General features: G+C 61.9%; 11 protein-coding genes and 1 tRNA gene. 6 read left to right on the top strand and 6 right to left on the bottom strand.

Annotated elements, in window-relative coordinates; all coding sequences use genetic code 11:
* Window positions 1–161: 161 nt before the first annotated feature.
* Window positions 162–2069, bottom strand: a complete 1908-nt coding sequence (gene ftsH, locus VFU66_RS08395) for an ATP-dependent zinc metalloprotease FtsH (protein WP_326445790.1) — start codon at window positions 2067–2069, stop codon at window positions 162–164.
* Between the two features lie 264 nt (window positions 2070–2333).
* Window positions 2334–3452, bottom strand: a complete 1119-nt coding sequence (tilS, locus tag VFU66_RS08390) for a tRNA lysidine(34) synthetase TilS (protein WP_326445789.1) — start codon at window positions 3450–3452, stop codon at window positions 2334–2336.
* Here tilS and VFU66_RS08385 point away from each other — a divergent pair.
* Window positions 3451–3663, top strand: a complete 213-nt coding sequence (locus tag VFU66_RS08385; RefSeq protein ID WP_326445788.1) for a hypothetical protein — start codon at window positions 3451–3453, stop codon at window positions 3661–3663. The two genes, tilS and VFU66_RS08385, sit on opposite strands and share 2 nt — an antisense overlap.
* A 139-nt stretch (window positions 3664–3802) precedes the next feature.
* Here VFU66_RS08385 and VFU66_RS08380 read toward each other — a convergent pair whose 3' ends face one another.
* Complete coding sequence (locus VFU66_RS08380; RefSeq protein WP_326445787.1) at window positions 3803–5620, bottom strand: MutS-related protein; 1818 nt, start codon at window positions 5618–5620, stop codon at window positions 3803–3805.
* 68 nt (window positions 5621–5688) lie between these two features.
* Between VFU66_RS08380 and ispD the strand changes: the two genes are divergently transcribed.
* The 3 genes from ispD to ispF are packed head-to-tail and all read left to right on the top strand — an operon-like array spanning window position 5689 to window position 7509.
* Complete coding sequence (ispD, locus tag VFU66_RS08375) at window positions 5689–6417, top strand: 2-C-methyl-D-erythritol 4-phosphate cytidylyltransferase (protein ID WP_326445786.1); 729 nt, start codon at window positions 5689–5691, stop codon at window positions 6415–6417.
* Window positions 6418–6436: 19 nt separating this feature from the next.
* Window positions 6437–6901, top strand: a complete 465-nt coding sequence (locus VFU66_RS08370) for a GxxExxY protein (RefSeq protein WP_326445785.1) — start codon at window positions 6437–6439, stop codon at window positions 6899–6901.
* A complete protein-coding gene (ispF, locus tag VFU66_RS08365; protein ID WP_326445784.1) occupies window positions 6892–7509 on the top strand; it encodes a 2-C-methyl-D-erythritol 2,4-cyclodiphosphate synthase in 618 nt (205 codons plus the stop codon). Before VFU66_RS08370 ends, ispF begins: the two co-directional genes overlap by 10 nt.
* On the opposite strand, the gene VFU66_RS08360 is transcribed toward ispF, so the two are convergent.
* Window positions 7506–8180, bottom strand: coding sequence for an O-methyltransferase (locus tag VFU66_RS08360; RefSeq protein WP_326445783.1), 675 nt, complete (start codon window positions 8178–8180; stop codon window positions 7506–7508). The two genes, ispF and VFU66_RS08360, sit on opposite strands and share 4 nt — an antisense overlap.
* Window positions 8181–8246: 66 nt before the next feature.
* A complete protein-coding gene (locus tag VFU66_RS08355) occupies window positions 8247–10304 on the bottom strand; it encodes a M13 family metallopeptidase (protein ID WP_326445782.1) in 2058 nt (685 codons plus the stop codon).
* Between the two features lie 139 nt (window positions 10305–10443).
* On the opposite strand from VFU66_RS08355, the gene VFU66_RS08350 reads away from it, so the two are divergent.
* Window positions 10444–10755, top strand: coding sequence for a hypothetical protein (locus VFU66_RS08350; protein ID WP_326445781.1), 312 nt, complete (start codon window positions 10444–10446; stop codon window positions 10753–10755).
* A gap of 55 nt (window positions 10756–10810) precedes the next feature.
* A tRNA-Ala gene (locus tag VFU66_RS08345) sits at window positions 10811–10886 on the top strand.
* Between the two features lie 224 nt (window positions 10887–11110).
* On the opposite strand, the gene VFU66_RS08340 is transcribed toward VFU66_RS08345, so the two are convergent.
* Window positions 11111–12142: a LacI family DNA-binding transcriptional regulator gene (locus VFU66_RS08340; protein ID WP_326445780.1), complete on the bottom strand. Its 1032-nt coding sequence runs from the start codon at window positions 12140–12142 to the stop codon at window positions 11111–11113.
* Between the last annotated feature and the right edge of the window lie 145 nt (window positions 12143–12287).

Here is a 12287-nt window from a genome sequence, read left to right as displayed (position 1 = left end):
AGGATGACAATTTTATTTTGTTGTTTTGGGTGGCATGACGGGAGGCAACCGCAGGTCCTTCGACTCGGCTTCGCCTTCGCTCAGGATGACAATCTTATGTGATGCGAAGAATGACGAAGGCGGCCATGATGGCCGCCTCGCTGTCGATGGTTGGTTGAATTTTATGCCGGGGAGGTCTGGCTGTCGCCGAAGCCGGGTTTGCGGCCTTCGGGCTTGAGGACCTTTTGCGGCTCGTTGGGATCGGCGAAGGCGAGCGGCGACTTGAACGGCGGCAGTTCCTTGCCGGCGATGAGCAGGTCGATCTCGTTTTTGTCGAGGGTCTCGCGCTCGAGCAGGGCAGTGGCCATGCGGTGCATGACGTCGGCGTTCTGTTCGAGGATCTCGTAGGCCGACTTGTAGGCCGTGTCCACGAAGCCGCGCACAGCGATGTCGATCTGCTTGGCAGTGTCGTCGGAGTAGTCTCGGGGCTGGGCGAGGTCGCGGCCGAGGAAGACCTCCTGCTCCTTCTTGCCGTAGGTCAGGGGGCCGAGGTCGCTCATGCCGTACTCGCAAACCATCTTGCGGGCGAGCTCGGTGGCGCGGACGATGTCGTTGCCTGCACCGGTAGTCTTGCGGCCCATAAAGATCTCCTCGGCGCAGCGTCCTCCCATGAGGATGGCGAGCTGGGTGTCGAGGTAGTCCTTGGTGACGGTGTGCTTGTCCTCTTCGGGCAGGTGCATGGTGACGCCGAGGGCCATGCCGCGCGGGATGATGGTGACTTTGTGGAGCGGGTCGGAGTGTTTGCGCTTGGCGGCGACGAGGACGTGGCCTGCCTCGTGGTAGGCGGTGTCCTTCTTGTCGTCGTCGGAGAGCAGCATGGACTTGCGTTCCGCGCCCATCATGACTTTATCTTTGGCGACTTCAAAGTCGTACATGTGGACCGACTTGCGGTTGAAGCGGGCGGCGGTGAGAGCGGCCTCGTTGACCATGTTGGCGAGGTCGGCTCCGCTGAAGCCCGGAGTTCCGCGAGCGAGGATCGTGAGATCGACGTCTTCGGCCAGGGGGACTTTCTTCGCGTGGACGCGCAGGACCTCTTCGCGGCCCTTGATGTCGGGGCGATCGACGATGACGCGGCGGTCGAAGCGGCCGGGGCGGAGCAGGGCCGGGTCGAGCACGTCGGGGCGGTTGGTGGCGGCGATGAGGATGACGCCGTCGTTGGACTCGAAGCCGTCCATCTCGACGAGGAGCTGGTTGAGGGTCTGCTCGCGCTCGTCGTGTCCGCCGCCGAGGCCAGCGCCACGATGACGGCCGACGGCGTCGATCTCGTCGATGAAGATGATGCAGGGGGCGTTCTTTTTGCCCTGCTCGAAGAGGTCGCGGACGCGCGATGCGCCGACGCCGACGAACATCTCGACGAAGTCGGAGCCGGAGATGGAGAAGAAGGGAACGTTGGCTTCGCCTGCGACGGCGCGGGCGAGCAGGGTTTTGCCGGTGCCCGGAGGTCCGACGAGCAGGACGCCCTTGGGGATGCGTCCGCCGAGGCGCTGGAACTTCTGCGCTTCGCGGAGGAACTCGATGATCTCCTTCAGCTCTTCCTTGGCCTCGTCAACACCGGCGACGTCCTTGAACGTGATTTTCTTCTGCTGCATGGAGAGCAGGCGTGCGCGCGATTTGCCGAAGCTCATGGCCTTGTTGCCGCCGGACTGCATCTGGCGGAGGAAGAAGAACCAGAGGCCGAGGAAGAGGGCGAACGGCGCAAGCTGAAGCAGGAAAGTGAGCCAGCCGTTCGAGTTGGTGTCCTTGACCGTGATGGCGACGCCGTGGTCGCGCAGGGACTTGTAGAGGTCCGGGTAGTTGGCCGGAATGATGGTGTGGAACTGGTTCTTGGCGTCGTCGCGGTAGTGGCCCGTGACCTCTTCGCCGTTGACGGTGATGTCGCTGATCTTGCCCGCGTCGGAGTCGTTGAGCAACTGGGTGAGGCTGATGTTCTTTTCCTGCTGGCCCGTGCTCTTGACGACGAACTGCCAGAGGAACACAAGGCAGGCAATCATGAAGACCCAGATAAGAATTTGGCGAACGGTCGAGTTCAAAGCGAATTCCTCATTTTTCTGGTCTGAAGCTGCCTCGGGACATCGCATCTGGCGGCTGGTCAGACTCGGCTGCCGGATGCCAACTGGTCTCCGGAAGCCCTACTACGTTAGACGCTATCTATAGATGAAGGTTCCGGCTGCAAACTGCCGGAATCTCCTCTGGCGGCGACAGCCGCTACGTGATTTGATTCTACTCTTCGGGCGGGGGATTCAGGGGGATGAATTGGGAATCGTAATGTGACTAAAGAGTGATGGAGGATACGGTTAGGTAATGGTTGCGGGAGAGCGGAGAAGACGGAGTTCGCGGGCGGATCGCTCGGCGCGGAGGCCGTTGGCAAGGGTGAGCGAGGCTCCGGCGCGGGCGGCGACGGTGGATGCGCCGACCGGTGGATAAGGGCCGAAGCCGCAGAGGGCGAGGATGCGGGCGGTCTCGTCGAAGCTGAGCCGCGCGCCAAGCTGGCGGGCTGCGGCGCGGATGACGCGGCGGCGGAGCGCGGGGTCGAGGGATTTGAGGCGGTCGAGCTCGATGGCGACTGTGGATTGGGATTCACCGGGGGCGGTCGAGACGGCGCGGCCGCCTCCGCGAACGGGTTTGCCGGGGAGCAGGAGTTGCGGGAGGATGCGCGTGAGTTCTGCCTGCCAGCGGGACTCTTCTTCGCGGGCGAGCTCGGCGAGGTTGGCCAGCGTCTGGTCGAGGCTGGGGTTGTACTCGCGGAGCAGCGGCAGAAGCTGATGGCGGATGCGGTTGCGGGTGTAGGCGGTGTCGGTATTGGTGGAGTCTTCGCGCCAGGGCTGATTGCGCTGTTTGAGGAAGGATTCGATTTCGACGCGGCGGGTGTGGAGGAAGGGGCGGAGGATCTTTCCGGGGCGCTGGGCTGAGTTTTGCGGGGTCGAATTCACGAGGACTACCGGATGGATGGCGCTGAGGCCCTCGGTCCAGGCTCCGCGCAGGATTTTCATGAGGACGGTTTCGGCCTGGTCGTCGAGTGTGTGGGCGGTGAGGATGGAGTCGGCGTGGCCGGAGGTGATGAGAGTCGAGAAGAACTCGTAGCGGACGGCGCGGGCCGCCTCTTCGATGGTCTCGCCGGTGCGGGCGGCGCGGGCGGGGACGTCGGCGTGGTGAATGTGCAGCGGGACTTCGAGCGAGGCGCAGAGGTCGCGGACGAAGTCGAGGTCGGCGGCGGACTCTTCGGCACTGCGGATGCCGTGCTGGACGTGGACGGCGGAGAGGCCGACGCCGAGCGCGTCGTGCTTCGCGGTGTTCGCGGCGTGGAGCGTGAGCAGGAGGGCAACTGAATCGGCTCCGCCGGAGACGGCGACGCAGATGCGGTCGCCGGGGCGGATGTTGGTCCGGTCGAAGGGAAGGCTCGGAACAGGTGCCATGAGCCTCATCTTACTGCGGGTGAATTTTGGGGACTGGACAATTGCAGCTACAAGGTCAAAAAACAGATTCCTTCGCTTCGCTGCGGAATGGAAATACAAAAGATCTGCGGAATGGAAATATAAAAAAGCTGCGGAATGGAAATACAAAAAAGCTGCGGAATGGAAATGCAAAGAGGGTGATGGGTTTGGCATCGTGCTCTCCCACCCATGACGATGAAGCTGTCATGGATGGAGCACCCGAGCGGTTGTGCTGAAGTGGGAGAAATACAGGGGTCTCTCCACTGCGGCGGCAAAAGCGCCGCCTTCGGTCGAGATGACGTGGTGTGGCGGCAGCGGCACCTGACCATCGCTTAGACTTTGAGGCCGATGAGGCGCATCAGTTCGATGCCGTTGCTGTGGGTGACGACACCGTCGCGGAGGGTGTAGTCGAACTTCATGCGGCCGTCTTCGATCTCGTCCTGGAAGTGGACGTTGTGGAGGCGGTGGTCGTTGTTGCTGCCGATGTGGGTGAGGGCGAGGTCGTGGGTGCTGATGAGGCCGATGGCTCCGGCGTCGAGCAGTGCGCGGACGACGCCTGCGGCTCCGGTGAGGCGGTCTTTGGAGTTGGTGCCTTGCAGGAGTTCGTCGAGGAGGAAGAGCAGCGGCGGGGATTTTTCGGCCAGGTCCGCGATGCGGCGGAGGCGGATGATCTCGGCGTAGAAGCGCGAGCTGCCTTGCTGGAGCGAGTCGTTGATGAGGATGCTGGCGCCGACGTGGAGTGCGGTGAGCCGCAGCGACTCGGCACGGACCGGCGCGCCTGCCATGGCGAGCACGGTGTTGATGCCGATGGCGCGCAGCAGGGTGCTTTTGCCGGACATGTTGGAGCCGCTGATGAGCAGCGCCTGCGCTGCGTCTACTCCACCAATGCTTACGTTGTTGCGGATACATTTTGCTGCGGGGATGAGCGGGTGGCCGAGTTGTGTTGCGTCGAACAGAGGCTGGCCGTCTTCGATGAGGTCGGGGAAGGAGTCGGCGGGGTGTTCGTAGCTGTAGGCGCTGATGGAGAGCAGGGCTTCGGCTTCGCCGATGGCTTCGAGCCAGCGGCGGACGGCGCTGCCGTGGACCCGCCGCCAGGCCTCGGCGGCGTAGGCGGTCTGGACGGAGTAGAGCAGCGGGATGTCCAGGAAGTGGACGATGGGGTTTTCGAGCGAGTCGATGTAGCCGGCGATGGTGGCGAGACGGGCGATGGCTTTCGATGCAGGGAGTTGCTTCGAGACGAGGCTTTTGCGGATGTTTTGGAGCTGCGACGTGGTGAAGGATTCGCGCTCGATGCGGGCTACGAGCGCGGAGAGGAGCTTGAGGTCGTCGAAGGCGTGCGCGGTTGCGTGCAGGACTTCGGTGGTGCGTTTGTGCAGCAGCGCAGCGATGGCGGCTTCGATGATAAGAACGGAGAAGAATGGCGTTTTCGTGCCGGACTCGATCCAGAGGATGGCCGTTGCGATGGCGGCGAGGGCGAGCAGGCGCGCAAGCCAGCGGACATTCGGATGGACTAATTGTGCGGGTGCTTCGGCCCAGCCGATGAGGGCCTCGGGATGGACTCCGGTTTTGATGTCTTTGCGGGAGCTGCCTTCGAGAACGGCGATGTCTTCGCGGAGATCGAGACGCGGGCGCAGCTCGTCGATGGCGGCGTGGCGCTGGCGGAGTGACGCGATAGGTGATGGAGCAAGCAGCCAGTGGGCGAGTGTATCTTCGCCCATGCGCGTGCGGGCTTGTGAGAGCAGCTCGAAGAGGCTGGCCGGGCCGAAGAGGTCAAGATCGGCGGCATAGACGTGGTTGGCGGTCTCGGGCCGCTGCGTCTGTTGACCATTGCCTGTCCAGCGGTCTTCGATGCGGGCGATGCCTTTGGCATAGTGGTCTGCGGCGCGTTCGGCACGCTCGCGCTTGTAGAGGATGTGTGCGTGAAAGACGGCTATAGTTGCGAAGAGCGCGACTGGCGCAAGAAGCCACCATGTGGAGAATGTGTCGTGGTCGAGTGAGAACCACGCCATGATGGCGGCTGCGAGGAAGATGACGAGGCGCAGGTTGCCGAGGCGGATGTGCGTCTTCTCGAAGCGCGCGGCGAGCGTCTGGCGTGCCTGCTGGTGCTGGCGGTACTCTTCTGCGGGCGACGGCGTGGCGGCGATGGACACATGGCTATTATCGCCTGCGGCCCGTGAGCGGCTACGTTCGCGGACTTGTTATACTTCGCTGGGTATTTATGCAAGTATTTGTGATTCTTCCGGCAGCAGGGATTGGAACGCGGATGGCCGCGGGCGGCACGCACACGGCTGTGCCGAAGCAGTTTCTGGAGATTGATGGCGTGCCGGTGCTGATCCGGTCGGTGAAGGCGTTTCTTGCGGTGAAGCGCGTGGACGCGGTATGCATCGCGGTGCGCGGACCGGAGCGGGCGCGCGTGGAGGCGCATGTGACGGCGCATAAGCTGGGGCCGCGTGTCCACATGGTGGAGGGCGGCGACCATAGGCAGGAGTCGGTGGGCAATGCGTTGGCTGCGCTCGAGTGCCATCCCGATGATGTGGTGCTGGTGCATGATGCGGTGCGTCCGCTGATTGACCCCGCGACGATTGAGCGAACGATTGACGCGGTGGCCAAACATGGCGCGGCGATTGTGGGTCTGCCTGCGGTGGATACGATCAAGCAGGTGGAGCGCACGGCCGAAGGCGCGATTGTGACGGCGACGATTCCGCGCGAGCTGATCATTCATGCGCAGACGCCGCAGGGCGCGTTGTGCAAACTGATGCGCCGCGCCTTTGCCGAGGCTGAGGCCGACGGTTTTGCCGGGACAGACGAGGCGAGTTTGCTGGAGCGCGCGGGGATTGAAGTGGCCGTGGTGCCGGGGTCGGCGCGGAACTTCAAGATTACGCAGCCGGGAGACATTGAGTTGGCGGAGTTTTACCTGAGAAGATCGACCACGGATTCACGCGGATGAACGCGGATGAAAGACAGATATGGATTTAAAGCAAAGAACTGCTTTTAATGGATTGCATTCGGAGACTTCAGAGAAGGTAATCGGCGCATTCTTCGAGGTTTACAACGAACTTGGAGGCGGGTTTCTTGAGAGCGTGTATCAACAAGCTTTGAAGATCGCCTTGCGACAGGCCGGTCTTAACGTTGACTCGGAGGTCCCAGTTCCAGTGCATTTTCGAGGTCAGGTTATAGGGAACTTTCGAGCGGACTTGATGGTCAATGGCTGTGTGGTTGTGGAGTTGAAGGCCGTGTCGGCTTTTGATCGGTCACACGAAAGTCAGGTGTTGAACTATCTCCGTGAAACGAACCTGGAAGTTGGATTGCTCTTAAACTTCGGCCCCAGAGCTCAGTTCAAACGGTTCATACTGGAGAATGAAAAGAAAAAAATCCGTGTTCATCCGTGTGAATCCGCGGTCGATGCATTGAGGAATTGTGTATGGGAATGAGAATTGGCTACGGGTTTGATTCACATGCGTTTAAGGCCGGCGTGCCGCTGGTGATTGGCGGGCTGGCGATTCAGCATCCGGAGGGTCTGGCGGGCCACTCGGATGGCGATGTGCTGCTCCATGCGCTGACGGACGCGCTGCTGGGGGCGGTCTCGGCGGGCGACATTGGCACGTTCTTTCCGCCCAGCGATCCGCGATGGAAGGGTGTGGATTCGCGGGTGTTTCTGAAGACGGCGCTGGAAGAGGTGGCGATGGCAGGGTACAAGATCGTCAACGTCGATACGGTGCTGGTGATGACGAAGCCGAAGATTGTGCCGATTGCGGGCGAGATGCGCGAGCGCGTGGCGGAACTGCTGGGCCTGAAGCCGGGCGATGTCGGCATCAAGGCGAAGACTCCGGAGGGATTGAATCAGGACGGCGTTGCTGTGGCGCACGCGACGGTGCTGCTCGAAAGCATCAAGCTGGCCGACCCTCCGGTGCGGATGGTGGCGACGGCTGATGTTGAGGATGAGATCGACCAGGTAGTGAAAGGCCTGGTGGGCGGCGCGCATGACGTCTCGGCGCTGGGGCGGAAACGGCCGTCATTCAACCCGGATGATCTGACCTAACTTTTCTCGTTGACGATGGCGAGCGCGAAGCCGTCGTGGCCTTTGCTGCCGACGGTCTGGATTGCGGTGGCATCGAGCTGCGGATAGCTGCCCAGCTTTTCGAGAAAGAGGCGCGTTCCTGCGACGCTTGGGTCGGTATCGTTCGCGTCGATGATTGCGCCTTCGCGGATGACGTTGTCGCCGATGATGATGGTTCCGGGATGCGAGAGCTTAATCGCCCAGTCCAGATAGATGGGGTTGTTGGGCTTGTCGGCGTCGAGAAAGATGAAGTCGAACCGCGCGGTATTTTCGGCGTGAAGACGCGCGAGCGATTCGACGGCAGGGCCTACGCGCAGATCGACAAGGTGGCTGAGTCCGGCACGGTGAATGTTCGCAGCGGCGACTTCAGCGTGCTTTGGGTTGAGTTCGAGCGTGACCAGCACGCCGTCGTTGGGCAGCGCACGGGCAAGCCAGATGGTGCTATAGCCGCCAAGCGTGCCCACTTCGAGGATGCGCTTGGCCCCTGCCATGCGAGCGAGCAGATAGAGCAGTTTGCCCTGTGTGGGGCTGACGTCGATCGATGGCAGGTCCGCTATTGCGTTTGCCTTGAGGGCTTCGCGGAGCGGTGCATCTTCTGCGAGGAGTTTGTCTGCAAGGTAGCTGTCAACTTCAGTGAAGAGTTTCTGGTCCATGTAGCAAGGATAACGGCAGGCGGGCGCATCGGACAGATGCGCCCGTTGCCATGACCAGATCACGAACTACCAGATGTGGATGCGCTCCTTGGGCGTGAGGTAGAGCTTGTCGCCGGGCTTGATGCCGAAGGCGGCGTACCAGGCGTCGTTGTTGCGGACGGTTTCGGCGCGGTAACGTCCGGGTGCGTGCGGGTCGGTGAGGACCTGTTTGCGCAGGGTCGCGTCGCGGATGACTGAGCCCCAGTTCTGGGCGAAGGCAATGAAGAACTGCTGATCGCCGGTAAAGTTGTGAACTTTGGGCGCTTCTTTGCCGTGAAGCGAAGCGTGGAAACCGTCGTATGCGGCGGTGAGGCCGGCCACGTCGGCGATGTCTTCGCCGAGCGTTTGTTTGCCATTGACGGCGAGATCGGGGAAGGGCTTGTAGGTGCTGTATTGTGCGGCGAGCGCGGAGGTTGCGGCCTCGAAGTGGTCGAGGTCTTCAGGTGTCCACCAGTTGCGAACGCGGCCTTTGGAGTCGAACGCCGCGCCTTCCGAGTCGAAGGTGTGGCTGATCTCGTGGCCGATGATGGTGCCGATGGCTCCGTAGTTCGCGGCGGCCGGGGCCTTGGGGTCGAAGAAGGGCGGCTGCAGAATGGCCGCGGGGAAGTTGAGTCCGTTGTCGAGAGGCAGGTTGACGGCGTTGACGGTCTGGGGCGTCATGCACCACTCCTTGCGATCGACCGGCTGGCCGATGCGGCTGAGCGAGTAGTGATACTCGAAGAGGTTCGAGCGCCAGATGTTTTCAAAGAGGTTGTCGGGCGAGACGTTGTAGTCGGCATAGCTGCGCCAATGGTCGGGATAACCGACGCTCACCTGGAGCGTGCCGAGTTTGGCGAGCGCTTCGGCTTTGGTGGCCGGGGCCATCCACGTGACGCTTTCGAGGCGCTGATGAAAGGCGGCGAGGAGATTCGAGACGAGCGCCTGGGCCTGTGCTTTGGCCTCCGGAGAAAAATATCGCTCGGCGTAGAGTTTGCCGACGGCATCGCCCAGCACGGCGGAGACGAAGCGGACGCCGCGGATGTTGCGCGGACGCTGCGCGGGGGTGCCGTTGAGCGTCTGGCCGAAGAAGGCGAAGCTCTCGTCGGCGAGCGCCTTCGATATGCCGACGGCGTAGTCTTCGATGGTGTGATAGGCGAGCAGGTCTTTCCATGCGTCAAGAGGCTGCGAGGCGACCAGCGCGGCTTCGCCGGTGAACGCGCCTGGTTGCCAGACAATGAAGGTTTGTTGTTGGTCGAGACCGGCAGCGCGGAAGAACTCGGCCCAGTCGAGGCCCGGAGCTTTGGTCTTGAAGTCGGCGACGTTCCAGGGATTGTTAGCGTGCTCGATATTTTCGCTGTCGGCCAGCGAGGTCTGCACGTGGGCAATGGCGGTTTCGAGCGCGAGGACGCGGGCCGCGCGGGCTTCGCCGTCGGGCACTCCCGCAAGCCGGAACATGGCGGCGATGTGCGCCTGGTATTTGGCGCGAACGTCTTTCATGTGCGCTGAGTCGGAGAGGTAGTAGTCGCGGTCGGGCATTTCGAGGCCGCCCTGGAGCAGGTATGTCGCGTAGTGGTCGGGATCGTTGAAGCTGGGCGCGACCCAGAGGCCGAAGATGTTCGCAGTGTGGTAGTTGGTGTTGTTGAGCGCGTCTACGTCGGCGCGCAGCGAGAGGCCGAGAGCGTGTGCGAGTTCACGTGGCGTCTTGATGGCCGCGATGGCGTCGAGGCGCGGCTTGAGCGCGGCGAGGCCGTGCGATTCGATGGCTGTCTCGTCCATGTAGGAGTGGTAGAGGTCGGCGATCTTGCGCTGGTCGGAACCTGCAGGCGCGTTGGACTTCGCCGCGTCTTCGATGATGCCGGCGACACGTTTGGAGCTGAGGTCGTCCAGCATGGAGAAGACGCTGAGCACGGCGCGGTCCGGCGGCAACTTGGTGCGGGCCACGTAGCCGCCGTTGGCATAGAGATAGAAGTTGTCGCCGGGGTGGACGGTGGTGTCCATGTTGGCGATGGAGATGCCGTGTGTCGGGGCAGAGGTCTGCGCGGGCGAGGGAAGAGCAAGGACGGCGCACAGGAGAATGGGGAAGGCCGCACGGGTAAGGTTGGTCATGGTCAATGGCGCTCCAGCGATGTTGCGTTGGTTGGTTCGATGAACGGAGACATTATCGACTTAGAGTGTGTGTATGGGAAGTTGGATGGTTCGCAGGCCTGTCGCGGCACGTAAAATTGAGAGATGAAGCAGCACGTGTGTGTACCGGCGGTGTCGGGTGAATGAATTTCAGGCAGTGGTGGCGGACATCCGCGAAGAGTCGCGAGCCTCGGGGCGGCAGCGATGGCATGTGGCGCTGGACCGAACCGAGTTCAGCGTTGAACCGGGCAGAGATTTGGGTGTGGTGGAAGCGGTGACGCCCAGAGGCGCACGGCTGGTGGTGCCGGTGCTTGGAGTGGTGGTGGATGCGGCGGGCGAGGTGTGGCACGTGATGGAAAAGCCTCTGGCGGCGGGCACGGCTGTGACGGGGCGCGTGGGCCGTGTCCAGTTTGAGTCGAGCGGCGCTTGCTGATACACTCGAAGATGTCGTTGGACAGCATGTGTCTTCTGCCATGCGCGTCCGGTGGGGGGCTGTAGCTCAGCTGGGAGAGCGCCTCGTTCGCAACGAGGAGGTCAGCGGTTCGATCCCGCTCAGCTCCACCAAAAAAATCAATGACATGCGGTTGGGGTATCTACGGCACCGACATTTCTGTGTCGTTGTTCGTGTAGTCACCAGCAATGCGGATGTTTCTGCATCTCGGCGGCCTCATCATGGCCTGGTGATGAGTATCTTCCTGCTGCCTACGCCCCATGTCTGGATCGCACGGGAAAGGGACGTGCTGCCTGAACCGGGAGCGGAGTTTGAAAACTAACGGAATCGGTGCGGGCTATGCCGGACCTGTTGATCCCCGGATGACGAGGGTGCTGGGCACCACGAGCAATGGGCCTTTGCTCTCGATATTCGCCTTGACGCTGTGGAGCGCTCCAAGGCATTTGCGTGACATCTCCTCGAAGGAGACGGCGATGCTGGTGAGGCCCGGAGGAAAGACCTCGCCGAGGAGACTGCCATCGCAGCCCACGATCGAGATCTCATCGGGAACGCTGATCTTTGCATCGTGCAAGGCTCGCAATGCGCCAAAGGCAGTCAGGTCGTTCACTGTCATCACTGCAGTGGGTCGCTTACGAAGGGCGAGCAGAGATTGCATTGCGGACCTTCCGCCCGTAACACGGTAGTCGCCCATGCGCGTCAGCTTCTCGTCATAGTTGAGACCGACATCTTCGAGCGCCGTCTGAAATGCTTTGAGCCGTACCTTCGACGTCACCAGTCCCTCACTGCCTCCAATGAAGCCTATTCTTCTGTGCCCCAGTTTCTTCAGGTGAATGGCGGCCTGCAAGTATCCGGTCTCGAAGTCGATTGCGACGTCGGCTGCGCCCTTTTGGGTGATGCGACGATCGATCGTAACAATGGGCACGCGGTGACTGAGAAGGGGTTCAATGGAGCGGGTGTCGAACTCGGAGGCCATTAGAACAACGCCGTCTACTCTGCGCATGAGCATCCTGCGGACCGAGCGCGCCAACTCCGGCGAGCTGACCTGGGTGGTCGCCAGCATGACCTCGTGTTCGGTCGCAACAAGCGCGCGTTCAAAATTCAGCAAGAACTCGGGATAAAAAGGGTTGGTGAGATCGGGCAGGATCAAGCCGAAGACCTTGCTGCGTCCGTAACGCAGTGTGGTGCCTGAAGGATTCGGAATGAAGCCGAGCTGCTCGATGGCCTTGCGCACACGCTCCGCCGTAGCAGGGAGTACAAGACCGGTGCCGTTGATGACCCGCGATACGGTTGCGTGTGAGACTCCGGCCAGCCGCGCAACGGTCTTCATATTCTGGGCGAACTGGTGCTGCGGCGCTTTCGTTGTGTTCATGCGGTAAGAATAATAATAAGGCAGGACGGAAGTTGACCGATTCTTGTTCACGTGTTCAGATCGTCATCCACCTGGCCCCGCATTTCCAGAGTGCTCCACAATGCGGAATCGATTGCCCCAGGAGGAGCCAGGCCCAAATTACGCC

It is taken from the genome of Edaphobacter sp. (genome assembly GCF_035763405.1).
Lineage (GTDB): Bacteria > Acidobacteriota > Terriglobia > Terriglobales > Acidobacteriaceae > Edaphobacter.
Note: the sequence above shows the minus strand (reverse complement) of the source record. Positions and strands in the feature narration are given on the sequence as shown.